Source organism: Selenomonas sp. oral taxon 138 str. F0429 (assembly GCF_000318175.2).
Classification (GTDB): Bacteria; Bacillota; Negativicutes; order Selenomonadales; family Selenomonadaceae; genus Centipeda; species Centipeda timonae.
Window position 1 is genome coordinate 161,120 of the sequence record NZ_KB290947.1, and the last position, 25,326, is coordinate 186,445.

Consider the following 25,326-nt stretch of genomic DNA (forward strand, 5'->3'; position numbering starts at 1 on the left):
CAATGTTGTTGCCGATAACATCCATGCGGGTCTGATGGCCTTTGAGACCGGAAACACCCGAGAACATGGAACGCATCATAATGAATCTCTCCTTTGCTGTGTGTGACAGTGCAAAGGAAAGCCATCGCTCTGACAGGACGCAGATCTCCGCAGAGATGCCCTGCGCTCCCTTTTGAGACAATCCCCTTGTCTCTCTGCTGACCGCACCAGTCGCGCGCGGTCAAAAGCCTCCCGTAGGTCCAGCTTTTCTCAGATAATGGCTGCACTGTCAATATTCGTAAATATGCTGTCTGCCGCGGTCACGTCGTCAAGCGCCGTAATCACGGTGCGGTTCGTCACAGAGACGACCATTGCTGTACTGTCCTTCATGTAGATCAGGGCTTCCCTTGCGCCCTTCTCCCGCATGCGGTCAATCGTACTGCCGAGCTTCTCAAGCTCTGTGTGTGTGAGCATGACACCGCGCCGCTGCAAGCGTTCCTCTGCATGCTGCGAGAAACGGACGCGCTCCCTTGCTCCCTCGAGTACCTGTGCAAACGACGCTCCGCTGCTGCCCATCACTTTTCGTCCGTGGTCGGTCCCCCTGCGTCCTTGCCCGACCAGCGCTATCGAATCGTCTGCAATCCTCATCGCATCACCTCCTTATTTTTAGAATAAAACATTCCACCGTGTATATCGGTGGAATGTGGGATAAACTTAAATGGAAATAAAAATTTTTATAGCTCCATCACGCCATACGCAATGCGGCTGTATTTTCCGCCCATAAGGGTATCGAAGCCGAGGCGAGCGAACTCGGCACTCTCCCGCCGCTCCTTCATGGCGACGCGGCGGCGTGCAACGCGGCGTGCCTCAGCAATCGTCTCCTCCGTGAGCGCGCGCATATCCGCGAGAACACGCAGGGCGTTCATGCCCGCGCTCTCGTGCAGCGGATGGCGGAACATGGGGTCGAAGTAGACGACATCGAAGCTCGCTGTCTCCTGCGCGCGCATAAAGTCGATTGCGTCCGCATGATGCACCTCGATGCGGCGCATTGCCGCATGCATATCGTAGTTGTCGCCCGTGGCATGCGCGAGCCCGTCTGCAATCACCGCCGCAATCAGCGCGTTCGACTCGAGCGCCGTCACCGCACCCGACGCACTGACGGCAAAGCTCTCGACAATCGCGTCTGCCCCCGTACCGAGCGTGCAGTCAAGGACGCTCATACCCTCGGTCAGCCCAAGCGCACTCACAAGGTGGTCGCCGTGTCCGAGGAGGAGATTCTTGATCCTCAGATGCGACATGCCGGGGTGAAAAAAGAGCTCTCCCTCCGCCGTGACGAGCGTGAGGAGTCCGCGCCGCGCAACGAGCACTGCATCCACGCCGTATGCCGCGCGCATCTCCTCGAGCGAATCATTGCCACGCGGGACGTTCGGGATGGAGAGCGCTGCCGCCGTACGCTCCGCGAGTGCACGATTCGCCTCTGTATACCGCTGTCCGCGCCGTACAGTTGTGACGATGGCACTGATTTTGCTTTGCTCCGGCATCAGAGGTTGAACCCCGTGCGCTTGAACATCTTTGCGAGGTCGTGTGTATCGAACTTCAAAATGGTCGGGCGTCCGTGCGGGCAGGTAAAGGGGAACGGCGTACTGCGCAGCTCGTCAAGCAGGATCTCCATCTGTCGCACGTTCAGTTCCTCGCCCGCCTTGATTGCGGCGCGGCATGCCATCGTTGCAATCCCCGCCTGACGCAAATTCGCAGGTGTCGCCGCGTGCAGGTCGCCGAGCGAGACGAGGATCTCGCGAATTGTCTCCTCTGCCTCATCGAGCGGGATGTCGGCGGGCGCCTCGGTCAGGCGATATTCCCGCTCGCCCGCAGGCTCGAGATGGAAGCCGAGACGGTCAAACAACTCTGCATTCTCATCGATGTACTGCGCCTCATGCGCATCGAAGGAAAGGATCGCGTGCACGAGCATCTGCTGAGACGGGATGCCGTCCGCCTGTGCCGAGAATCGGTCAAAGAGAATGCGCTCGTGCGCTGCGTGCTGATCAACGATGTAGAGGGTCTGCGCGCTCTGTGCGATGATGTAGGTGAGATCAACCTGCCCGATGGGGAGAAGATTCCCCTCAATGCCTGTGTTCTCTGCCGATGATGCCGCCGCAAGTGTGTCGCGCTCCTCCATGCGCGCCGCACCAACTGCATCTTGTGTCGCACGCAGGTCGATGTTCTGCCCGCGCCATTGCAGTGCCTCATGCACGGTCTGCGGAGGGATGGGCGGCATGGCATAGTTGTGAGTGGAGGGGGACGCTGCGGGCGGCGTATTCATCTGTGGGGAAGCTGCGGCAAACGCCCCGTGTGCCCCCGTATTCATCCCTGCACCGACGTTCAGAGGGACGGCTTCATAGTGAACGCTCGGCTTTTCGACCGCCGCCGCGATCGCCGCCGTCTCTCCCGCCGCGCTGCGGATCGCGTCGAGGACGCTCTTATAGACCGCCTTGAAGATGCGCCCCTCATCCTCGAATTTCATCTCCGTTTTCTGCGGATGCACATTCACGTCGATTGTCCGCTGCGGGACTTCAATGCGCAGGACGGCGAGTGGGAAGCCCATCTTCGGCACGAGCGCGCGGTATACGTTGTCAATCGCCTTTGCAATCGCGCGGTTCTGGATTGTGCGCCCGTTGACGATATACGTCTGCCACGCGCGACTGCTGCGGATCAGCGAGGGCTTGGAGATATAGCCTGTGATGCGAATCTCCGCGTCGCCATCTTCAAAGTCAAGCGGAATCAGTGCGCCCGCCGCATCGCGCCCGTAGATGCTCTCGATGGCGCGGCGCAGGCTGTCGTCGCCCGCCGTCATGATGGTGAGGCGGTTGTTGTTGATGAAGCGAAATGCGATGTCGGGGCGTGAGAGTGCGAGGCGGATCACGTAGTCGCTGATTTTCCCCGCTTCGGTTGTATTCGTCTTGAGGAATTTCTTGCGCGCAGGCGTGTTGAAAAAAAGATCCTCCACGCGCACGGTCGTCCCAATCTCGCAGCCCGCGTCCTCAATCTCGGGCGTCTTACCGCCGAGGATATCCACGCGCGTGCCGAGATCATCCGACGCCTGCCGCGTAAGGAGGGAGAAACGTGAGACGGAGGCAATCGTCGGCAGTGCCTCGCCGCGAAAGCCGAGGGTTGCGACCGTTTGCAGGTCGGAGACGGACGTGATCTTGCTCGTCGCGTGGCGCAGGATCGCGGTCTCTGCATCCTCGCGCATCATGCCGCGCCCATTGTCCGTCACGCGAATGAAACTGACGCCGCCGCCCATTATTTCGATCTCGACGGCGGTCGCGCCCGCATCCATCGCGTTCTCGACCAGTTCCTTCACGACGGAGGCAGGACGCTCCACGACCTCCCCCGCCGCAATCTTGTTGATGGTCGTATCGTCCAGTACATGAATTCGCGTCATGCCTCTCCTGCCTCCTTCCGTGCCTGCTCCTGCAAGCGATAGAGTGTGTTCATCGCCTCGAGCGGCGTCATGGTCATCACATCGAGCGTCCGCAGCTCTGCGAGTGTTCCGTCCGCAAAGAGAGATGCCATGCCGTCGGTGGGCGGCGTTTCCTGCGCGCTCGCGACGGGTATCTCGGCCGCCGCGCTTGCAGATTCCTTTTGCTCAAGTGCGTGCAGAATCTCCTCGGCACGCGCCGTCACCTTCGTGGGCAGTCCTGCGAGACGTGCGACGTGGATGCCGTAGGACTTGTCTGCCGCACCCGCGACAATGCGCCGCAGGAAGGCGACGTTTTTCCCCTTTTCGCGTACAGCAATGCAGTAGTTGCGGATGTGCTCGTTCTCCATCTCCGTCAGCTCGTGGTAGTGGGTCGCGAAAAGCGTCTTCGCGTGGATGCGCGTGTCGATGTGCTCCACGACCGCGCGCGCGATGCTCATGCCGTCGAAGGTGCTCGTGCCGCGCCCGATCTCGTCGAGGATGACGAGGCTATCGCGCGTCGCCTCACGTAAAATTTGGGCGACCTCGTTCATCTCCACCATGAAGGTGCTCTGTCCGCTCACGAGGTCATCGCTCGCACCGATGCGCGTGAAGATGCGGTCGACGGGTGCGATCTCCGCCGTGCGCGCGGGGACGAAGCTGCCGACCTGCACCATCAGTGTGAGGAGCGCGACCTGCCGCATATAGGTGGATTTGCCCGCCATATTCGGCCCTGTAATGAGCATTGTCTCCGTGCCGCCGTGACTGAGTTCCGTGTCGTTTGGGACGAAAATCTCACGCTCCAAGATACGCTCCACGAGTGGATGACGTCCGTCCCGTATGAGGATCGTCCCGTCCGCCGTCACCTTCGGGCGGACGTAGCGGTAGGATGCCGCCGCTTCGGCGAGGCTCTGCAGAACATCGACGCGCGCAATCGCCCGCGCGACGTTCTGTATCGGCACAAGCTGTGCCTTGACCTCGTCGCGTAGCGTCGTAAAGATATGGTACTCCAGCGCCGTGATCTTCTCCTCTGCGCCGAGAATCTTCGCCTCGAAGTCCTTCAGCTCCTCCGTGATGAAACGCTCCGTGTTCGCAAGAGTCTGCTTGCGGATGTAGTCGTCGGGCACTTGGTCGCGCCCGCTATGGCGCACCTCGATGTAGTAGCCGAAGACCTTGTTGTAGCCGATCTTGAGCGTCTTGATGCCCGTGCGCGTGCGCTCGCGCTCCTCCATCTCCTGCAAAAGACTCTTGCTGTCGTGGGAAAAGGCACGCAGTTCGTCGAGCACCGCATCGTAGCCCGTGCGGATGATGCCGCCGTCGCGCACGGACAGCCCCGGCTCGTCCACAATGGCGCGCTCGAGAGTGTCGCGCAGAGCGTCAAAGGTCTGAATCGAAGCGGCTGCGCGCATCAGGAGGCGGCTCGCTGCGCTACCAAGTGCGGTGCGCACAGCGGGGAGTGCGGCGAGGGAGACGCGCAGGGCGACGAGGTCGCGTGCATTCGCCGTCTGTGTCTCGATGCGCGTCAGCAGGCGCTCAAAGTCATAGACTGAGCGCAGCTGCTCGCGCAGCGTGCCGCGCAGCCCTGCATTCTCCACGAGTTCCGCGACAGCATCAAGGCGCGCATCAATGCGGTGCGGCGTAAGGAGCGGATGCTCGAGCCACGCGCGCAGGAGGCGCGTCCCCATCGGCGTGCGCGTGAAGTCGAGGACATCGAAGAGCGTATTCTTCTTGCCGCCGTCGCGTAGGCTACGCGTGATCTCAAGGTTGCGCAGCGTGTAGGTGTCGAGCTGCATCGTCTCGCGCGTATCGAGGAAGGAAAGGCGATTGATCTGCGATAGATCCGTTCGGACGGTATCATGCAGATAGCGCAGAAGCGTCGCGACTGCCGCCTGCGCGCCCGCATCCGATGGAAACTCCGCCGCTGAGAAATGCTGCGTGAGGAGCGCGCCGTCCGCCTCCGCCATGACCGTAGAAACGGCGCAGCGCGGGAGACGCTGCACGAGGAAGGCGCGCACGGTATCGGCGAGAGAGAAGCCCTCCGTAAAGAGCAGCTCTGCCGTCATGCGGCGATAGAGTTCGTCCATGATCTGCTGCGCGGCAGTCTCCCCTGTGTAGGAGGCGTAGAATGCCTCGCCCGTCGAGATATCCGCGCCTGCAAGGACGAACTTCCCATCACCGCAGTCATGCAGGAGTGCGATGTAGATGTTCGCGGCGTCGCGCAGCACCTCGTCCGAGAGTGCCGTGCCGGGCGTGACGACCTTTACCACCTCGCGGTGCGTCAACCCCTTTGCCTTTGGATCGCCGATCTGCTCGGCGATGGCGACCTTGAACCCCTTTGCAACGAGGCGCGCGATGTAGCTGTCCGCTGCATGGTAGGGGACGCCGCACATGGGGCTCTTGTCGAGGTCGCCGCTGCGGCTCGTGAGTGTCAGCCCGAGTTCCTTTGCCGCAATTTTTGCGTCGTCAAAGAACATCTCGTAGAAGTCCCCGAGGCGAAAGAAGAGCAGTTCGCCCGGATGCGCCTCTTTTGCGCTCAGATATTGCTGCATCATCGGCGTGACGTTCTGCGCGTCCATAACGAACCTCCTGTGTTGAATGCAATTACGGAATATTAGCTTCCCCCGTCGCTACGGGGGAAGTGCCGAGCAAGGCGAGGCGATAGGGGCGCTCCGAGAGCAGACCCCCGTTTTATGACACGACTTCTCCTTTGAGCACCCATGTCTGTGGCTGCGTCACGCGCACCTGCACGAAGTCGCCCTCCTGCTCCGCGCCATGCGGGAACAGCACAATCTTGTTCGTGCGCGTGCGCCCGCTCCACACGGCGGGATCATTCTTGCTCGCTCCCTCGACCATCACCTCGAGCGTCGCACCCATCAGCCGCTCGTTGATCTCCCTGCTGATCGTGTTTTGTTCCTCCATCAGGGCGTTCAGCCGTGCGTGCTTCACATCATCGGGAACTTGGCACTCCATTGTCGCGGCGGGCGTGCCCGAACGCTTCGAGTAGAGGAACGTATACGCCGAGTCGTAGCGCATCTCACACAGGAACGCAAGCATCTCGGCAAAATCCTCGTCCGTCTCCCCCGGAAACCCGACGATGAGATCCGTCGTCAGACTTGCCTCGGGCAGCGACTCGCGCACGCGGAGCGCACGCTCGCGGTATCTCTCCACCGTATAGCCGCGGTTCATCGCCTTCAGAATGCGGCTACTGCCGTACTGCACGGGCAGATGGATGTGCTCGCAGATATGCGTGCCGTTCTTGATCGTCTCGATCAGCTTGTCGCCGATGTCCTTCGGGTGCGAGGTCATGAAGCGCACGCGGCGAATGCCCTCCACCTCGTCCACCATGCGCAGGAGGTCAGCGAAGTCCGCACGCTTGTGGTCTTTGCCGTACGAGTTCACATTCTGCCCGAGGAGCGTCACCTCGCGATAGCCCTCCGCCACGGCGCGCTGCACCTCTGCGACGACCTCCTCCGGCGCGCGGCTGCGCTCACGTCCGCGCACATAGGGGACGATGCAGTAGGTGCAGTAGTTGTTGCAGCCGTACATGATCGGCACCCACGCCGAGAACTTGCCGCCGCGCGCAACGGGCAGATTCTCCGCAATCTCGCTGTCCGAGAGGGCTACATCGACCACGGGCGCGTGCTCCGACGCAATCTCTGCGATGATGCGCGTCAGTTCCTGTACCTTGCCCGTGCCGAGCACAAAGTCGATGTGCGGCGCACGGCGCATGAGGTTGTCGCCCTCCTTCTGCGCCATGCAGCCCGCGATGCCGAAGATCAGCTTCGGATTTTTTTCCTTTATTTTTTTTATTTCGCCGATCTTCCCATACACCTTGTCCTCTGCTGTCTCGCGCACGCAGCAAGTGTTGATGAGGATGATGTCGGCATCTGCCGTCTCCTCTGTCCTCATGTAGCCCGCCCCCTGTAGCTGTCCCTCCATGCGCTCGGCGTCCGCGATGTTCATCTGACATCCATAGACAAGGATTTTGTACCGTCCCCGCATTCGTTCCCTCTCACCTTTATACAGTAAAAAAGTCTGGAAGAAATCCTTCCAGACCGCATTTCATATTGGAGGCGACACCCAGAATCGAACTGGGGATAAAGGTTTTGCAGACCTCGGCCTTACCACTTGGCTATGTCGCCGAAAGATGGAGCGGAAAACGAGGCTCGAACTCGCGACCCCCACCTTGGCAAGGTGGTGCTCTACCACTGAGCTACTTCCGCATGTGATCTTCCTATGCCGCATGACGCGACACTTAGACATTATATCGATAAGTGTGTGTTCTGTCAAGGCGAAAATGTGAAGTGCAGGCAATTTCCGACGCAAGGTCTGCAATCAAAGCAAATTCAGATAATCCCCGCGCGCATCGATAATCGTGTGTATAATGACTGTCCCGCGCTCTTTGTCCACCTTGTAAAACACAAGATACTTCTCAACGATCAGAATGCGATAGCCGCGTACACGGAGCGCAGCATAGCGGGGTCGAGGCCCGCTCTCGGGGAAGTCTGCGAGGCGGGTAATCTCCTCCTCCAGTCGATCCAAAAGCGCCAGGGCTGCATCTGCGCGTCCCGTCACCTCTGCCCGATACAGAACGATGTCGCGCAGCTGCTCATCCGCTTTTGCCGTGCGAAGAATCTGATATGACACTATGATTCCCTCGTGAGCAGCTCGGCACGAAGCGCATCAAAACTCTCCTGCACGGGAGCAACATGACCGCGGCACACATCTTCCTCCGCTTCGCCAAGGGTTTCGAGAAGTTCAATCCGTGCTTTCATCTGCTGGTACTGCTCATATCCAATCGACACGGTATCCCCGCGTCCGTTCACCGTGATGATGACGGCTGTCCGCTCATCCCGACACTGACGCGAAATCTCACTGTATCTGCTGCGCAAATCCGCCGAGGGACGGATATTTTCGGCTAATGCTGTCATGTGACTTCCTCCTATGTGGTCATATTATATACGAATTTGACCATTGTCAAGTGCTATCCTATGAAATGAAAGGTAAAAGCAAATCTCAGGTTAGCTATGCACCGTTATACCCCCAATTACGACGCAGCGCAGGAAAATATCACGTCACAAATTCGATCCACCATTTCTATCTCCAACTCCGCATAGAGCGGCAGGGTCAAGACGCGCTTTGCAAGATAGCGCGCAACTGGCGTTTTTTCCACATCATACTTCCCGTGAAAACAGTCAAATGTATTCGTCAGTGGATAGAAATACTTTCTGCTGTAAATATCCGCCCGCTGCAGCGCATCAAACACTTCGTTGCGCGTACTGCCGAATTCACGTTCATGAAACACGACGGGGAAGTAAGCATAGTTCGGCGTAACATTCTCTTGGACGGGATTCAGCTGTATGCCGCAGACGCCTTCCAGTCGCTCACGATAGCGCTCCGCGACCGCCTTGCGCCGTGCAATATCATCGTTGACATGACGCAGATTGCACAGCCCCATCGCCGCACAAAACTCATTCATCTTCGCATTCGCCCCTACGCCATCGACGCATTCCGCATTACGAATGCCGAAATTCTTCAGACGCGACAGCTTTTCCCCAAGCTCCCTGTCATGGAAACACGCCGCGCCCCCCTCGATGGTGTGGAACACCTTTGTTGCATGGAAACTAAAGCACGAAACATCTCCGAACAACGCCGTGCTTCTTCCGCGATAGCGTACTCCAAAGGAATGTGCGGCATCGTAGATCACCTTCAACCCATACCGCCGCGCGATGCGCTCGATTTCCTCCACGCGGCAGACATTTCCGTAGACATGAACGGGCATGATCGCGGATGTGCGGTCTGTAACTAGGCGCTCAAGTTTCGTTACATCCATCGTGTAGTCCTGCGGGTCAATATCGCAGAACACTGGCTCCAGTCCATTGCGTACAATCGCGTGCGTCGTCGAGGCAAATGTGAACGGTGTCGTGATGACCTCGCCGGAAAGATCTAGTGCCTGCAACGAAAGTTCGAGTGCCAGATGCCCGTTGGTAAAGAGCTCGATATTTTGTGCGCCGAAAAAATCCCGCAGGGCTGCCTCAAGCGCCTGATGCTTTGCCCCCATATTGGTCAGCCATCGCGACTGCCAAATGTCCTGAATCTCTGTAATGTACTCTTCCATCGGCGGCATCGACGACCGCGTCACCATGATGCTCATGCCCTGCCTCCACTCTGCATAGATCAGCCCTCATCCATGTGCAATATGAGCGTTGTGTCAATATCGAACTCAATGTGACAGTCCGTGCGAAGTGCCTCCGCCATCGCTGCATGCACGCATAGCAGATCCTGTAGTTCCGTATCCTCCCAAACTTCCGGAATTTCCGTACCAATATGAATAACATTGCTCGCCATCTTTAGCCATTCTGCAATGGCTCTTCGCCGGATATGTAAATCATGGAGATACATATCCTGTTCGATAGCAGCGCGAAGGATCAAGGCCCAGCAAATACTACCGATAATGATTGTCGTATAGCGTAGTTGGTCATTGCCCGGATGCATGCGAAATTTACTCAGCGGCATTGGGATGTAGATCATGTCACCTTGACTCAGCAGGCGCAGCCAAGTAGGAAAATCTGATATGAGATATTTGCCCTCCTTGCCGAAAAACCCTAAATCATGCCCGTGCAGTAAGAAAGATTTTCTAATCAATACCGTCGTCGGCTCACCAATAAAATTTTTCAGACTGACAAGAATATTTCTCCCCATCACTTCTCCACTGAATTTCGTGATTTCCTTAGTAAGCGGTGTAGTTGCAGGAAGATCCGGCAGCTTATTTCCATCCGCATCGATACATTCCCGATACGAGGTGACAAGGCTGAGATCTGGATGTGCAAAGAAGCAGTCCATCATGCGTGCGATTTTATCCGGCAGGAAGAGGTCATCGTCCATCAGCCAGTTGACATAGGCTGCATCTTTATTGTCATAGCTGCGGGCGCATGCCCAATTCTCGTATACTCCGTAGGAGGGATGGTGCTCGTAGTGAATGCGTGGGTCGTCTGCGAAATCCCGCCGCATCATATCTGCCGTCTCCGTGTTGTGTGAGTTGTCCGTGATGAAGATGTCCAGGTTGCGGTAGGTCTGCGCTAGCACGCTCTCAAGGGCGAGGCGGAAGTAGTGTGGTCGCTCAAACGTTGGAATAACGATCGAGACAAGTGGATAAACATCCTTTGAATACGTATCGAGAAACATATTGCGGCTCTCTTCATCCGCCGCACCTTCCCTTTTGCGCGTAAGCAGCCATGGAGCATCCTGCTGCGGAACCACCGTACGATACCCCTTACGGCGAAACTCGATGCACTGCGCTTCTGAAAAAAAACAATTGCTATGGAAAAGGTCACTGCGCCACGGAATATCATACTGCGTGGCGATCAGATCGCTGCTTACCGCCATGACTTCCTCCGTCGCCCCCTCGACCGCCGCTCCATGAAAGGCGGTATCATCGGTATAGAGTAGTCTGCCCTTGAGCATCGGCGATGCGCCAAGCTCCCCTGATGTCGAGAGCTGTGCTGTTCCAACGACCCCCATAACTCCGATCATGGGATCCGCAAATACACGCAGCATCTCCGCAAAGAAATTTAGCCGCAGCAGAATGCTCCCCGGCGCAAGGTAGATCTTGTATTTCGCGTCGCTTGCTTCCATGGCGCGCTGGTATGTATCCGCAACATTCCCGTCAGGACACACCTCGATCAACTCCGCTTCATAGCCATTGGGTATATCGAGCGCATCGATATACGGGCGTATGGCAGAGACGCCATTCGGATCGCACTGTGCAATAACTGCGATTTTCCTGTCATTCATAGCGGCTTCCCCTTCTATCGCCAAAATCCATGTCTCTGCAAAAATGCAGCCGGATCGTTCATGACATCCAGATTGTCGTGGATTTTCTCTAGCGGCCAGTCCCACCAGCGCAGATGCAGGAGGGCTTCAATCATCTCGGGTGGAAAACGGTACTTGATGATCTGCGCGGGGTTACCACCCACAATCGCGTAGGGCGGTACATCCCGCACAACGACACTATCTGCCGCGATAACAGCACCATCCCCGACCGTCAGGATCCCACTGTCCCCCGCCGCCTTCAGGCGGCTACCGCGTCCAATCCAAACATCCGAACCGATGTGTACCCCTCCTGCATAACTCTTATACCCCAGAGAGGAACACCAATCTGCGGTATCAAAATCCATACAGCCGGGATCGTATGTGGTAACGCGACGATAATCGTGTTGGTTATTTAGTCCAACCTCAAGGACAACGTGCGGACCAAAGGACGTATAATTCCCGGTGCACACCTCCTGCACACCGCCGCGATAGCCCCACTCGATCCGCCCGCCAACTCTGCTCTTCACCCCAACTGAGACCATACGTGAACCGTACGACCAGACGCGTGGAATCTCCGCATGTGTCGCATCCAAGAATTCTTCTTCCTGATCGACAAGATCCGCCTGAAGCGGCGCATAGCCGACATTTTCTGCAAAGAGGCGCGGCACGTCCAGTCCCGGCATCCGAAAGATGCGTCCATCCAGCAGTGCTGTGCGCGGAATCTCGGACGCATACTGCCTGAGATACGCGATCATCGGATAGAGCTTTGAGCAAGAAAGAAGTACACGCTGAACAATCGGCTCTCCCGTCATTCCCTCAAAGGAAAGTCCCTGCTCCGTACAACTCGCATAGCCAACAATCGAAAGCGTCCCCTTCTGCTCCGCACGCCGATAATGAGGGACAAGCTCCTCATCCAGATCGCCGCCGAGAACAACAAGCACCTTCGTCCCCATGAGCGTCCCCCTTTCATTCAAATTGTCGAGATCACACGGCTCATCGTCCGAATGAGATCGACACCATCCCAGATAAGTGCAAAGTCCATCGTGCGCCCCATCGGCACGATGCGATCCACGCCGGCAGGGCGCATGGAAAGAATCTCCTGCAAAAGCGCATCCCTCTGTACGCCGTAATACGAAAGCGTCTGGCACGAAATGCCGCACAGCGGTCGTATCTCTGCAAGTTCCTGTGCCCGATATTCAATAAAGAAGCCACTTCCTGCCTTGTATGCGGCAAGCTCCTCCGTCAGCTCCGCCACACGGATACGTGTGATCAGATTATCCGCCATAGGAACTTGCCGCGCCGCAGCGTGCACGCCGAGCCGATAGAGCTGCGTTAGCTTATCCACCGCCTGAACGCCTTGCAGCGTGTAGCGATCCTTCACAAGCGTATACAGGGTGCTCCAAAACACCTCCTGCGCCGCTTTGACCTTCTCCGCCGTGCCGAGCCATACGACAAAGCACGGTGCGGTACAGGCGTTTTGATCGCTGAGGTACGTGTCGTTGTAGAAATCCTGCGCAATCCTCTCCTTGTCCCCTGCCGCGAGATAAACAGAGGTATCAATCACGGAAAGCGAATGACGGTCAGCAAAGGTAATCTCATTTGCACGCGGTGGAAGCACTGTGCGGCGTATTGCGTCAATCGTCGCATCCCCGCCCCATATGACACGGGTCTGACACATCCGCGAATAGTGCTCGTTCACCTCCTGCACGTGTCCGTAGCGAACAAAGAGAAAGTACGGAAAGAGCGCTGGAAACTCCGCAAGCGTCTCTGCGAAAATCCGACAGAGAACATCGACCTGCGGGAAGTCTTTTGACGGCAGACGCACGACGCTTGCATTTCCCGCGAGAAATGCCGCGAGGCACGAGTAGGCAAAGTTCACCGCCACATTCGAGGGTGCCATGTGAAAGACAATGCCGCGTCCAAGCCGATTCCTTTCCGCATCATAGATCTTCTGCATCTGACGCAGTGCGGCGGAGCGACACCAAAAGCCGAGTGTTACGACATCGGGGTACGCCTTTACCTCCGCACCCGAGAGAATCCTTGCCGAGAATGCGGTAAGAAAGGCGACCGCCTCCTCCGAAAAAATCGGAAGCGGGCGAACATCCGCCATCTGCATTTCGATTTCCGCACTGCCGAGCGCATAGGTCACGCTGTCAAAATGCTGCTGCATAGGTATCGCTGCACCCCCTCAGCTCCGCTTGTTTCAATCTGCCAAGCACCTTGAAATACTTCCCCTTGCGCCCGCACGGGCAGTCGTCCTCACCGAGCAGCACGCCCTCATCCTCCGTTAGAAGCGCATGCCCGGGATACGACTCCGGCAGGAGCGAAACAACCTCAAGAATGCCGCGCTCGCCGACGGATGCGAGAGAGAAATCGAGCGGGCGGCGCACGATCACATCGGAGTACGTACTCGCGTGGAGATGTCCCTCTTCGCATTCGAGGTAGATGCAGCCCGTCTGCTCGACCATGCCGTAGTAGTCCGCAACCTCCATATCGCCGCAGACCTCGCGCAGAGCTGCGCGGAATGCCGCAGGCTCTACCGCCTCGGCGGCGAGCTTCTTCCACCCGCCGCCATGGATGAGCACAGAATTGCTGAGATCAAGATGTTTTCCTTCCTCTTTCAGCGCCTTATAAAAGTGCTGCCAGACCATGAATGTAAACCCGAAAAGAAGAATTTTCTCCCCCTTGTGTTCCTCGATAAAATCTTGCAAGGCATCAAGTTGCAGCTCCATCGCATCGTTCAGCGCATAGATCTTCTTCCGTCCGAACATCGAAAAACCAAGGATGCCCGCGCCGCGCGCCGAGAACATCGCGCGGTTCCTCACAACAGAGGGACAGTCAAGAATAATCATGGGCAAGCGCGCACTTCCTGTTACCTCAGATACGATGCGCACAAGCGTCTTCTGCTGATTCGTCGCCGTCGCGCGGTCGAGGAAAATTCTTGACACCTGCTGACCCGTCGTCCCCGACGAGGTCATCGTCTTGAACACATCCTCCTGCGCCACGCTCCGCAGCTCCATCTCCTTAAAGAGGCGTACGGGCAGGAACGGCACATCCTCCACCGAGTGGACATCTGCGGCGGAAAAGCCGACCATCTCCATCATGCGCGCATAGGGCGCGCACTGCGCTCTATGGTGTTCCGTCAGACGCAGCAGCCCCTCGCGCAGGAGCGACTTCTTTTCCTCACGCGCCACACCGAACGGCGGTAGAGCGAGGACTTCCTCATACGTCATAATACTGCTCCAACTCCCGATAGATCGTCTTGCCCGAAGCATTCTTCGGGATGGACGCAATGCACTGCGCCGTAAACACCGAATGATGCAGACCGAGCTTTGCACTCAGGAACGGCACGACTTCCGATGCGAGATGCTCCTGCGTCACAAAGATGTAAAGATGATCGTCGATACCCGCACAGGCAACCTCGATCTCACCGAAATGTTGACGGAGGATATGCTCGACCTCCTGCAGATTCGTCCGCTTGCCGAAGAGCTTCAAGAAGCGGCGCTTGCGCCCAACGACCGTATAGTAGCCATCCACATCGCGCCGCGCGAGATCGCCCGTCTCATAGCGCCCGCCGCGCTCATCGCCCCGCGCAAGATCCGCGCCGCTCATCGCGTAGCCGAGCGTCACATTCGCCCCGTAGTAGACAAGCTCGCCGACCGTATCCGCCGCGCTGATCTCCTCGCCCTCCTCATCGATAAGCTCAAAACGTCCGCCCGGAATTGCAATGCCCATTGCTCCGATTTTTTCAAGTGCATATTGAGGGGGCAAGTACCCCATCCGCGCCGTCGCCTCCGCCGCACCATACATGACAACGAAGTGTTTTCCATGCGTCTGTGCAAACGCAGCAAATTCACGGTGCAGCTCAGGGTCGAGCTTGCCGCCCGCCTGCGTCATCGTGCGAAGCGTAGGGAGCTCCATGCGGAAGAAGCGCAGCCGCTTTAGCATTGCATACGTATAGGGCACCCCCGCAAGACTCGTGACCTCCTGTTCGCGGACGATCTGCCAAAATGCACGGTCAAAGAGAGTCTTCTCCGTCACAACGACGGAGGCACCTGCCGCGAGATGCGTATTTAGGATCGAGAGCCCGTAGACATAGTGAAGCGGCAGATTTGTTATGCCGCGCTCATCCTCGTGAATTTCCAAATAGTTTACGATGGATTCCGTATTTGCCCGAAGGTTGTCATAGCTTTGCCGCACGAGCTTCGGGCTGCCCGTAGACCCCGACGTCGTCATAAGGAGTGCAAGATCGTCATGCAGGGGAAAGGGACTTTTCTCCTCCAAATCGAGCAGCACATACTCATCGTGCCATAGAACCTCATGTCCACTCTGAAACGACGCCATGCGCTCTGCAGGAATCCATGCATAGGTGGGGCGATATGCCGCAATGAGCGCAGCAAGCAGATCCTCATCCAGCACGGCGTCGATCATCACGGGCACAATGCCATGATTGATAAAGCCTACATATGCCGCAATAGATGCAGGCGTATTGCGGCATAGCAAAAAAACCAACGAGCGAGGCGGCATCGTCCCTGCGATCTTTTCTGACACGTCAAACAGTCTGCTGTAATCCCACACCTCATTATCCATAAAAAGCGCAGACATCTCGCCGAAAGATTTCAGGTCAAAAAACATATGCAGAACCTCTCAAATACGCCCCTACACAGAACGACGAACAATCAAAACGCTACGCTGTAATTCTTTGAAAGAATTTCTTTCCCCTTTTCAAAAGAGTTAAAATCAATGATATCATCGGTTTCCATCATGATATCAAAGGCATCTTCGATGGCAGCGACCAGTTCCATGTGGCCGACAGAATCCCACGCACTGATGGACTGATACTCGAGCTTTTCCACCTCATCCTTGGAAACCCCAAGCGTATCGGAAAATGTCTGCGTATATTTCTCTAAATTCGTCATGATATTTACTCCTTTTCTACACCTGTTTATTGATGGCTGATCTTTCTGGAAAGCGTCAACGGCATATCATACCCGTCCCAAATAAAGGAAAGGTCGAGACTATGCCCCATGGGAACGATTCTGTCACCCCCCTTCAAGCCCTGCCCAACGATAATATCCTTGATTTCGCTATACAGGTGCTCTCCCAAATACGTAACAGTCTGACATGGTTTTGTAAGGACGCGTGCCAGTTCATCCAAGCTTCCTAGATTATATTCAAGGAAGTACCCGCAATTTCCTTTGTCGTTCATCACATCCTCGAATAGCTCCGGCAGTTCTACCCGCACCAACGCATTATTATGCCTGATTTCCTTGATCCCGGGATATGAGGCGGCCAACACTGCCGTTCGCAGTAATTTCTCAGACCCGATGATATCGCCAAGCGGATACTCCTGATCTACCTTTTCTTGAAGGCGCGCCCAGAAAACTTTTTTCGCCTCGTCGATTCGATTTCCTGTCCACAGCACAAGCCGCGTCGAGCTACAGGCATTCTGGTCGGAATAATAGGTATCGAGGTAGAAATCCCTAGCGATAATTTTAGAATCCATCTGCAAATAGGCATCTGCGTCAATGACGGCAATCGAATACCGATCTGCAAAGCCCAATTCTATACAGCGCGACTGTGTGGGATTGCTGCGAATATCTCCGATCGTTCTATCACCGCCCCATATCATTCTGAGATCACAGAGTGATGACAGCACGCGCGTCGCCGCGTTGTCATGTGCATATCGGACAATGCAAATATATGGATGCAGTTTCTGAAACTCCTCCTGCAATAGCATGTTGATCGTCTCACACAGGAGATCCACCTGCTCAAACTGCTTATCGGATACACGAATCGCTGACGCATTGCCGGCGGTCAACGCATAGACAAGGGAAACCGCAAACTGCACGGGAATATTCGACGGTGCGATATGGAACGCCATCCCCCAGCCGATTCTTCTGCCAGAAGCTCCATATTTGGCGGCCTCTTTTTTTATGGACGCCTTGCGAAGCCAAAAAGCAAAGGCAACGATATCCCCATACGCCTTCGCTTGGGGATCACGGAGCAGCACCTCGGATAATCTCCCCAGAAAGGATACAACATCTTCTGAAAACATCGGCAGTGCCCGCGTCTTTTCCATATTGCTGAGGACATCCATATTTCCGACCAAAAAGTCGATGTCCCTATATACGTGCTCCATAGGTATCGCTGCACCCCCTTATTTCCGCCTGCTCCACCCTGCCTAGGATACGGATGTATTTCCCTTTTCTTCCGCACGGGCAGTCATCCTCCCCCTCGATGATCCCTTCATCCTCCGTGAGAATCGAGTGCCCCGGATACGAATGCGGCAGCGTAGAGAGGAGCTGAATAAAACCCTTCTCGCCCATTGCACAAGGCGAGAAATCACGATATCGACGTATGATTACATCCGAGTAGATACTGGCATGAAGATGCCCATATTCGCACTCTGCATAGATGCAGCCCGTCTGCTCTGCCATTCCATAGTGATCCACATAATGGTTTATTCCACAGACAGCCTGTCCCATGTTCTTGAAATCTTCATTGGAGATTTTCAGATTGACTAACTTTTTCCAACCGCCTGCTGTAAGCAGATAGCCATTCGATAAATCGGCAGTTCTGCCCGCTTGCTTTAATCGCTGGAAAAGATGCTGCCAAACCATAAAGGTGAAGCCAAAAATGATGAATGGATTGGCTCCGTAGGCTTGAATAAAGTCATCCAGCACATCTTCCTTGAGCTGCATCTGTTCATCCAGAGCAAAAATCATGCGTCTGGCCGCAAACTCCAGCCCCATGATCGTTGCACCTCTCGTGGTAAAGTTTCGCCGATCCTTGATCATCGCCTCCGAATCGATCACCAGCATCGGCAGCCTGCGGCTTCCGATAAAGTCCCCCAACAGTCGGAGCAGTACCTTCTGCTGCAAAACCGCTGTTTCCCGATCCAGATAAATCCTCGACTGTTTTTGACCGCTTGTTCCCGACGACATCATCACCTTGAAAACATCGTCATCCGGGATGCTCTTCATCTGCAATTCTTTGAATGCGCGAATGGGAAGAAATGGTACGTTCTCCAGTGTTTTGATCCCTGCCGGATCATAGCCGACAGCATCCAAATACCTTTGGTACGGAACACAGTGATGCCGATGCCATTCGGTCAATTCCCGCATCGCAGAGAGTAAAAGCTTTTCCTTTTCAGTTTTCGGTAATGCATACGGCGCGATCTTGTGAAAGTCTTCTACCATATCTCCATCCCTGCACTATTCCAGATCATCCGGCAGAAGCATCTCATCGGCTTCCATATCGCGTTTCACTTTCTTGCCAACCACACAGGCAAACTCATTGGGAGGTATTCCGTCCCCCGGCCGTTTTGCGTCAAGATCCTCCATCGAAAGCACATGCCCTGCAGGAAGATGCTTCGCGGCAACAATGCTCCTTCGCATTTTCACCCGCTGTGCGAGTTCTTCTTCCGTCACACTTCGTTCATAAGACCCCAGCGCCGTTGCGACGTTTCGACATTCCCGCACCAGCTTCTCCATTTGCTCAGGCTCAGTCGCCATCTGATTATCCCAGCCGACCATGCTGCTGTCGAGGGTAAAATGCTTTTCGATCATCACCGCGCCAAGTGCTGTTGCGGCACACGCAGCTTCACTTCCCATGGTATGATCCGAATATCCGACACTGCACTCCGGGAACTCCACTTTCAGCATGCGCATATTATTCAGATGGACATGTTCATGCGCCACGGGATACAGTGAAACGCAATGGAGAATACAGATCTGATGATTTCCTCTGCCCTCAATCGCACGAACAGCCGCCCTGATTTCATCAAGCGTTGCCATCCCCGTAGAGAGTACAATCGGAACCATGCGGCCTGCAATATACTCCAAAAAAGGGATGTTGTTGATGTCCATGGATGCGATCTTGATATACGGAACGTCACACACATCAACCAGGAGATCGACCTCACGGCGGGAGTATGGCGTGGATGCAAAATCAATGCCGCTCTCCCTGCAATAGGCGGACAGTTCCACGAGCGTCTCCGGCAAAAGCGCAAAGCCCTTCACCATACGCCGTGCGATCGGATTCTTTGCGTAGTACGACCCACTGTAGAGTGAGGCATCCGTCCATGACTGGAACTTAACCGCATCACAGCCACACGCCTTCGCCGCATCGATCATTTTTTTTGCGATGTCAACCTTTCCCCTGTGGCTGGAATTCAACTCAGCCACAATATACGGACGCGCTTTATCCAAATACATTCCATAGACCTCCTTCTCTCAAATCCAGTTTCATCGTCACCCCCCCGATAGAGACTTTCGGCCCCCATCGACCACGATATTTTGTCCGGTAATGAACGATGCCATATCCGATGCCAAGAACAAAATGGCATTAGCAACCTCTTCCGGAGCTCCCTGTCGTTTCAACGGTGTCTCTTGAAGTATTTTCTCCTTGAGTTCATCGCTGCGCGCATGCCACATATCCGTATCAATGAACCCGGGAGAAACCGCATTCACCCTGATGCCGTATTTTCCGAGTTCGAGCGCCATCGTCTGTGTTGAAAAAAGCACCGCAGCTTTGCTGCTGCCGTACGCAAGCCCGCCTTCCTCCGCCTCCATCCCTGCGACCGAGGCTACATTGATGATCGCCCCCGCCTTATTTCTCATCATATACCGTGATACAAGCTGAGCCAACTGCACCTGCGACATAAAATTCGTGTGCATACAGTCTTCCATCGTTTTGATTGCGGTCATCGGGAATAATTGTTCCACGGAGATTCCCGCATTATTCACCAGAATGTCAATGCGCTTTTGTTTGTCTCCGATGGTTTTGATGGCTTTTTTTACCGTGTCTGCATCTGCGACATCAAAATAGAGCGGGTAAATTTCCGTTGCATACTGCTCCGATAATGTCTTAATTTTTTTTTCAAATTCTTCCGTCTGCCGTCTTGCACAGGCCCATACACGAGCATGGTGCTGGGCGAATTTCTGCACCGATGCCCATCCGATGCCCCGATTCGCACCTGTGATGACTGCAATTTTACCGTTCAGCATGTTGTTCTGCCTTCTTTGGTCGATATTTGTCAAGAACAGAGGGAATGACAAGGGTTACTTCTACTTCACAGGCAAGCTCGCCATCCACATATCCTCTGGATACGCCTTTTCCAACGCCTCTTTTATATGATTTTACTTCCGCAACAATATCCAACCGATCACCCGGACGAATCTCTTTGATGAATTTTACTTTCCAGCTCGCGCCTTCCACATAGATATCATCAATCTCGTTCATGGTCGTAAATGCAATCGTGAGCATCTGACTCAGCGCTTCCGTCTGAATCGCAGCGGGCATAATCGGATGTCCCGGGTAATGTTTCGGAAAAAACCACTCATTGTTCGTCAGATTTTTATACCCCTTTGCATATTTCCCCGGCACACATTCCGTTACTCGGTCGATAAAAAGGAATGGATAGCGGTTCGGCTCGTATTTCTGGAGCTCATCGCCGTCAAATGATAATATTTTTTCTTCCGACATACCGATATGACCTCACTTCCTAGTTCCGAAAAACCTTGTGATCATCATTGCCCTTTGTTACTCTTGCAGGATTCCCTAAAACCGTGCATCCATCCTCCACCGACCGAAAAACCATAGATCCCATTCCGACAACGACATGATTCCCTAAATTTACGTGTTCCTTCATCGACGAGTTCAGACCGATAAACGTATTTTCACCGACAGTGGAACCGCCGCCGACCGTTGCCATCGGACATACAACGGTATTCTTTTTCAGATGCGCATCATGCCCGACGACTACATGGAAGCCCAAAAAACAGTTTTCCTCCATGATGACATTGGCTGACACGATGGACTGTGCGTTGACAATGCACCCCGGGGCAATCTTCGCTGTAGGTGAAACTATGACAGAAGGGTCAATGAGGGTCGCTAATTTATAACCGCTTTCCTCAATGCGCTTCAGCAGAAAAGCACGTGCCGAAGGTTCACCGACGGCAATAACAAATTCAAATTCTTCCTGTGCGATCGTTTCACACGAAGAAAAGTGAATCCGTTCCGTCCCATAATACGACACTTCTTCTTCAAAGTCATCAATGAGGTAAATTTTCGAATACCTGTGGGATACTGCATTCACGCGCTCTGCCAAGTCATAGATCTCGATGGCAGCACCGCTTGCTCCATATATGAATAATATCATTTGTTCATCACCGTTTTCTAGGGAATCGCTGATAAAATGAAGTCTGTCAGATTGGCGTAGATTTTTTAGTCCGATTGAGAAGGCAAACCGGACGCATAGCAAAAGCTATGTGGAGGATTTGCCGACAAAAATCGGGCAAAAAAGATGCGTTAAGATGGCAGTGCTGAGTTTATCAGTGCTTCCCTAGGTATACCATACAACACCAGTTCCGGAACCGTACACCCATGATGTCTTAAAAATATGTCATACTTGAAGTTTTCATTTTTGCAGCCGGAAATAAATTGGGGCAGCGTGATAAGATCTTCCTGCTTGTGGTACGCAGAGATCGCGTTTATCAGGCGTGTGTTGAAAAAATTGGTTCTACTCCCGAAGTAGTGGAAATGGTGTCATTATCGAGGGAAGCAAGGCTTCGCTCACTTGCGTTTTCAATCAACCTTCGATCGGTATCCATGCGCATAAACTTCTGGCGCCCCTACCGTCACGCTGCCGCGTGCCACCTCCCCCGCAGCGGCGGGGGAGGCTGAAGTAGAGCCATAATTTTGGCTTCATTTACACTTTCCTCTATCTATATCTTCCAGAAAAAGATACGCCCATTATCCTTCAAAAGTCCATGATTGACAACCGACGTGCAGTTTATGTCACATCACATAATAAGCCCCGATGATATGCGACCTCGGGCAAAGAGTATATGCTCTCGTTCATCGCTTGCTGGATCAGATGGATCAGACTTGACGCAGTATGTAGATCCTGAAGCGATTGTATTGGAAACGCCACAACGCCGCGTTCCAATTTCAAACCGGTCCGCTGACACATTGCTGAAGTTCGATCAAATTGGATTCCCAGCGGTATACCCTGATAGCTTTCGAGTCTGCAGGAAGATGGTGCTCCATATAGGATCCGTCGAAATGATTTCGTCAAATCCTTCCCATAAAGGAATGATAGTCCATGCACTTGCATCGTCCCTGTTATGTCGTCATTTCTATCTTTTTCCTCCCCATAGGAGAGAGCGATGCCAAGTGATTTTCCGCTGTCAAGATGTTCTTTCACCCATTCGACATCAGAAGATTTTCCTCGAATATGTATATTCGTTATTCCCGCCAGCATAAAATAAGACACCTGCAGGTAAACCGCCGGTTTATCATAGAAAAGTGTGGATGCCTCTATCCCTTCCGGATACTCCATGTTCAGAACGCCGTTCCAACGTACGTCAAAGCTCGCGATATTGCCCTCTAAGATGCTTTCGATATCCGTATCAAGAATCACGGACAGCTTGCCCAAAAGCGAAACATCCGGGACCGCAAGTCCCCGCTCCCACTTTGATACAGCTTTGTCGCTGATATGGAGACAATCTGCAAGCGCCCGCTGCGTCATGCGATAACGCTTCCGTAGAAATGCGATGCTTCGTCCGACCTTTAATGCCTCCATGTGACACCTCGCGCAATCTAAAATTTAGAGTATATACAGAGCCGTCATAAGGCTTCCTGCTCACATGGTCATGTTATCGGTGAATACAATCACTGTCAAGGCACATCATCCAAAATAGGGATAGGAACAAAACATTTTTCTCAGCAAACTCCCGCAAATATTTGACAGTACCTAGTTATTCTGCAATAATATGAAAGATATTGCTTTTTCATCGTTGCTCACGTGTATTTTATTATGGAGGGAACTGCCATAAACTCGTTAAAAAAGAAAGACCTATTAACGCTCGGCTTCATGATGTTCTCGATCTACTTCGGCGCGGGCAATCTGATCTTCCCGCCCGCACTCGGTCAGGCGGCGGGCGATCACACGGTGCTCGCGATGCTGGGCTTCATGACGACGGGCATCGGGCTGCCGCTCCTCGGGATCACGGCGATTGCGCTCGCGGGCGGCGAATACGTGCCGCTCCTGCGCGCGAAGACGTGGCCGATGTTCGCAACGGTACTGCTCATCATCCTCTATCTCATCATCGGCCCGCTGTTCGCCATGCCGCGTACGGGCGCTGTCTCGTTCGAGATCGGCATACGCCCCTTCCTCACGGAGGAAAATCTCGGGCTCGGCCAGCTCATCTATACGGCGATCTTCTTCGCAGCATCCTACTATCTGGCGCTGAATCCGAACAAGATCATCGACCGCGTGGGCAAGATGCTGACCCCCGCGCTCCTCATCGTGCTCGCCATTCTCTTTGTGCAGGCATTTCATTCACCGCTGGGAGACGTATTCGCGCCGACGGGCAGCTATATCGAGGCACCGTTCGCGCAGGGATTCCAGGACGGCTACCAGACGATGGATCTGCTCGCCTCGATTGCGATCGGCGCGCTCGTAACGAACGCCGTGCGGCTGCGCGGCATCACGGACACGCGCGCCATCGGCGCCGCCTGTCTCGTCTCAGGGCTTATCACGGTCACGCTGATGGCGATTGTCTACGGCTCGCTCGCCTACATCGGCGCAACAAGCGCATCGGTACTCAGTCACTCGGAAAACGGCGGTCAGATTCTCTCGGGTGCGGTCGGTATCTTCTTCGGCTCTGCGGGCAATCTCCTGCTCGCCGTCATTATCGGACTCGCGTGCCTGACGACATGCTGCGGCATTACCTCGAGTGCAGCGATGTTCTTCAACAAGCTGCTGAAGGGGCGCATCTCGTACGAGCGTCTGCTGCTCTTCTCGATTCTCTTCAGCTTTGCCGCGTCGAACGTGGGTCTGACACAGATCATTGCGCTTGCTGTTCCGTTCCTCGTTGCGATCTATCCGCTCGTCATCGTCTTCGTCATTCTCTCACTCTTTGACCGCGCGATCGGTTGGCGCAAGAGCATCTATCAGGGTGCAATGGCGCTGACACTCGTATTCTCGCTGATCGACGGGCTGCATGCGGCGGGACTCAGCAACGCGGGAATCCACGCCATGCTCGTTGCGTACATCCCATTCTATGAGATCATGATGGGCTGGGTCTGCCCCGCCATCTTCGGCGCGCTCGTCGGACTCGGTGTCTCGCTGTTCCAGACCGCACCCGCAACGGTGAAGGAAGCGTAACAGAATCAAAAAGACTGCTGTACGAAAATGCTTGTACAACAGTCTTTTTTACACTCAGCGCAGATGGCGCTTCTTTTTCTTCTTCCATTTCAGATAGAAATAGATGATTGCAATGACGGAGCAGATGATGAAGATGATGCTCGCCTCGTGCCCGTACGCCATGAGATCCGTCCAGTTCTCCCCGAGCATCATGCCCGCATAGATGATCGCCGCCGTCCAGGGGAGCGAGCCCGCGATTGTGTAAGTGAAGAACCGCTTCGGATCGACGCGCGCAAAGCCCGCCGGCAGAGAGATGAACGTGCGAATGACGGGCAGCATGCGGCTAAAGAACACCGCCTTCAGCCCGTAACGGTCAAACCAATCCTGCGCTGTATCGACGTGGGATTTTTTGATGAAGAAATATTTCCCGTACCGATCTACGAAGGGACGCCCGCCGCGTGCACCGACCTCGTATGCAAAAGCGGAGCCAAGGAGTCCGCCGACCATGCCCGCGAGCAGCGCGCCCTCGAACGACATATGCCCCGCATAGACGAGATAGCCCGCAAAGCCGAGGATGAGTTCGCTCGGGATTGGAATGCAGGCATTCTCCGCCGCCATGAGCACGGCGACAGCGACATAGCCCCACGAGGCGATGAACGAGAGAAAAATCTGAGAGAAATATTCCACGGCAAAATCTCCTTTACAACCCCTACCCCATTATCATGCTACAAAAAAATCCCCAGTTACTCTGTACTGGAGATTCATATCCAAGGTGGTGCCTCAGAGCGGAATCGAACCACTGACACGGGGATTTTCAGTCCCCTGCTCTACCAACTGAGCTACCGAGGCAAAAGGAAAAATGGCGACCCGGATGGGACTTGAACCCACGACCTCCGCCGTGACAGGGCGGCATTCTAACCAA

General features: G+C 54.8%; 24 protein-coding genes and 4 tRNA genes (1 of these 28 running past the window's edge). 1 reads left to right on the forward strand and 27 read right to left on the reverse strand.

The window, feature by feature from the left end; genetic code table 11:
- The 24 genes from HMPREF9163_RS12525 to HMPREF9163_RS07860 all read right to left on the reverse strand — a co-directional run.
- A partial coding sequence (locus HMPREF9163_RS12525) for a flagellar basal body protein (RefSeq protein ID WP_009441199.1) occupies positions 1 to 181 on the reverse strand: 181 nt, incomplete at its 3' end.
- 68 nt (positions 182 to 249) lie between these two features.
- Complete coding sequence (locus HMPREF9163_RS07750) at positions 250 to 627, reverse strand: TIGR02530 family flagellar biosynthesis protein (protein ID WP_009441200.1); 378 nt, start codon at positions 625 to 627, stop codon at positions 250 to 252.
- An 86-nt stretch (positions 628 to 713) separates the two neighbouring features.
- The gene (locus tag HMPREF9163_RS07755; protein WP_009441201.1) at positions 714 to 1,520 is read right to left on the reverse strand and encodes a class I SAM-dependent methyltransferase; all 807 of its coding nucleotides are present in this window, start codon (positions 1,518 to 1,520) and stop codon (positions 714 to 716) included.
- A complete protein-coding gene (gene mutL / locus HMPREF9163_RS07760) occupies positions 1,520 to 3,421 on the reverse strand; it encodes a DNA mismatch repair endonuclease MutL (RefSeq protein WP_009441202.1) in 1,902 nt (633 codons plus the stop codon). The genes HMPREF9163_RS07755 and mutL overlap by 1 nt, the downstream gene beginning before the upstream one ends.
- On the reverse strand, positions 3,418 to 6,012 hold the full coding sequence (gene mutS, locus HMPREF9163_RS07765) for a DNA mismatch repair protein MutS (RefSeq protein ID WP_009441203.1): 2,595 nt from the start codon (positions 6,010 to 6,012) through the stop codon (positions 3,418 to 3,420). The genes mutL and mutS overlap by 4 nt, the downstream gene beginning before the upstream one ends.
- A 112-nt stretch (positions 6,013 to 6,124) precedes the next feature.
- Positions 6,125 to 7,438, reverse strand: a complete 1,314-nt coding sequence (miaB, locus tag HMPREF9163_RS07770) for a tRNA (N6-isopentenyl adenosine(37)-C2)-methylthiotransferase MiaB (protein WP_009441204.1) — start codon at positions 7,436 to 7,438, stop codon at positions 6,125 to 6,127.
- 66 nt (positions 7,439 to 7,504) lie between these two features.
- Positions 7,505 to 7,578, reverse strand: a tRNA-Cys gene (locus HMPREF9163_RS07775).
- 6 nt (positions 7,579 to 7,584) lie between these two features.
- A tRNA-Gly gene (locus HMPREF9163_RS07780) sits at positions 7,585 to 7,659 on the reverse strand.
- A gap of 112 nt (positions 7,660 to 7,771) precedes the next feature.
- Entirely contained in the window at positions 7,772 to 8,083 is a 312-nt protein-coding gene (locus HMPREF9163_RS07785; protein ID WP_009441205.1) for a type II toxin-antitoxin system RelE/ParE family toxin, read from the reverse strand.
- Positions 8,083 to 8,367 (reverse strand): type II toxin-antitoxin system Phd/YefM family antitoxin, encoded by a 285-nt coding sequence (locus HMPREF9163_RS07790; protein WP_009441206.1) that lies wholly within the window; start codon positions 8,365 to 8,367, stop codon positions 8,083 to 8,085. Before HMPREF9163_RS07790 ends, HMPREF9163_RS07785 begins: the two co-directional genes overlap by 1 nt.
- Before the next feature lie 116 nt (positions 8,368 to 8,483).
- Complete coding sequence (locus tag HMPREF9163_RS07795; RefSeq protein WP_009441207.1) at positions 8,484 to 9,590, reverse strand: DegT/DnrJ/EryC1/StrS aminotransferase family protein; 1,107 nt, start codon at positions 9,588 to 9,590, stop codon at positions 8,484 to 8,486.
- A 23-nt stretch (positions 9,591 to 9,613) separates the two neighbouring features.
- Complete coding sequence (locus HMPREF9163_RS07800; protein WP_037346646.1) at positions 9,614 to 11,230, reverse strand: glycosyltransferase; 1,617 nt, start codon at positions 11,228 to 11,230, stop codon at positions 9,614 to 9,616.
- A 14-nt stretch (positions 11,231 to 11,244) separates the two neighbouring features.
- Positions 11,245 to 12,201: a CatB-related O-acetyltransferase gene (locus tag HMPREF9163_RS07805; RefSeq protein ID WP_009441209.1), complete on the reverse strand. Its 957-nt coding sequence runs from the start codon at positions 12,199 to 12,201 to the stop codon at positions 11,245 to 11,247.
- A 17-nt stretch (positions 12,202 to 12,218) separates the two neighbouring features.
- Positions 12,219 to 13,418: an acyl-CoA reductase gene (locus HMPREF9163_RS07810; protein WP_009441211.1), complete on the reverse strand. Its 1,200-nt coding sequence runs from the start codon at positions 13,416 to 13,418 to the stop codon at positions 12,219 to 12,221.
- Entirely contained in the window at positions 13,402 to 14,481 is a 1,080-nt protein-coding gene (locus tag HMPREF9163_RS07815; protein ID WP_009441212.1) for an acyl-protein synthetase, read from the reverse strand. The genes HMPREF9163_RS07810 and HMPREF9163_RS07815 overlap by 17 nt, the downstream gene beginning before the upstream one ends.
- On the reverse strand, positions 14,471 to 15,883 hold the full coding sequence (locus HMPREF9163_RS07820; RefSeq protein WP_009441213.1) for an AMP-binding protein: 1,413 nt from the start codon (positions 15,881 to 15,883) through the stop codon (positions 14,471 to 14,473). Before HMPREF9163_RS07820 ends, HMPREF9163_RS07815 begins: the two co-directional genes overlap by 11 nt.
- 44 nt (positions 15,884 to 15,927) lie before the next feature.
- Entirely contained in the window at positions 15,928 to 16,167 is a 240-nt protein-coding gene (locus HMPREF9163_RS07825) for an acyl carrier protein (RefSeq protein WP_009441214.1), read from the reverse strand.
- 26 nt (positions 16,168 to 16,193) lie between these two features.
- A complete protein-coding gene (locus HMPREF9163_RS07830; protein ID WP_009441215.1) occupies positions 16,194 to 17,390 on the reverse strand; it encodes an acyl-CoA reductase in 1,197 nt (398 codons plus the stop codon).
- The gene (locus tag HMPREF9163_RS07835) at positions 17,374 to 18,450 is read right to left on the reverse strand and encodes an acyl-protein synthetase (protein ID WP_009441216.1); all 1,077 of its coding nucleotides are present in this window, start codon (positions 18,448 to 18,450) and stop codon (positions 17,374 to 17,376) included. Before HMPREF9163_RS07835 ends, HMPREF9163_RS07830 begins: the two co-directional genes overlap by 17 nt.
- Positions 18,451 to 18,465: 15 nt before the next feature.
- Entirely contained in the window at positions 18,466 to 19,467 is a 1,002-nt protein-coding gene (locus tag HMPREF9163_RS07840; RefSeq protein WP_009441217.1) for an N-acetylneuraminate synthase family protein, read from the reverse strand.
- A gap of 36 nt (positions 19,468 to 19,503) precedes the next feature.
- Positions 19,504 to 20,259 (reverse strand): SDR family NAD(P)-dependent oxidoreductase, encoded by a 756-nt coding sequence (locus tag HMPREF9163_RS07845; protein WP_009441218.1) that lies wholly within the window; start codon positions 20,257 to 20,259, stop codon positions 19,504 to 19,506.
- Entirely contained in the window at positions 20,246 to 20,737 is a 492-nt protein-coding gene (locus HMPREF9163_RS07850) for a 3-hydroxyacyl-ACP dehydratase FabZ family protein (RefSeq protein WP_009441219.1), read from the reverse strand. Before HMPREF9163_RS07850 ends, HMPREF9163_RS07845 begins: the two co-directional genes overlap by 14 nt.
- A gap of 19 nt (positions 20,738 to 20,756) precedes the next feature.
- Positions 20,757 to 21,413: an acetyltransferase gene (locus HMPREF9163_RS07855; protein WP_009441220.1), complete on the reverse strand. Its 657-nt coding sequence runs from the start codon at positions 21,411 to 21,413 to the stop codon at positions 20,757 to 20,759.
- A 633-nt stretch (positions 21,414 to 22,046) separates the two neighbouring features.
- The gene (locus HMPREF9163_RS07860; RefSeq protein WP_009441221.1) at positions 22,047 to 22,838 is read right to left on the reverse strand and encodes a helix-turn-helix transcriptional regulator; all 792 of its coding nucleotides are present in this window, start codon (positions 22,836 to 22,838) and stop codon (positions 22,047 to 22,049) included.
- 234 nt (positions 22,839 to 23,072) lie between these two features.
- On the opposite strand from HMPREF9163_RS07860, the gene brnQ reads away from it, so the two are divergent.
- Positions 23,073 to 24,425: a branched-chain amino acid transport system II carrier protein gene (gene brnQ, locus HMPREF9163_RS07865; protein WP_009441222.1), complete on the forward strand. Its 1,353-nt coding sequence runs from the start codon at positions 23,073 to 23,075 to the stop codon at positions 24,423 to 24,425.
- A 54-nt stretch (positions 24,426 to 24,479) separates the two neighbouring features.
- On the opposite strand, the gene HMPREF9163_RS07870 is transcribed toward brnQ, so the two are convergent.
- The 3 genes from HMPREF9163_RS07870 to HMPREF9163_RS12090 form a co-directional block, all read right to left on the reverse strand.
- The gene (locus HMPREF9163_RS07870) at positions 24,480 to 25,091 is read right to left on the reverse strand and encodes a DedA family protein (RefSeq protein WP_009441223.1); all 612 of its coding nucleotides are present in this window, start codon (positions 25,089 to 25,091) and stop codon (positions 24,480 to 24,482) included.
- Positions 25,092 to 25,177: 86 nt separating this feature from the next.
- Positions 25,178 to 25,253 (reverse strand) — tRNA-Phe (locus HMPREF9163_RS07875).
- 11 nt (positions 25,254 to 25,264) lie between these two features.
- Positions 25,265 to 25,326, reverse strand: a tRNA-Asp gene (locus HMPREF9163_RS12090); it runs 53 nt beyond the window's last position.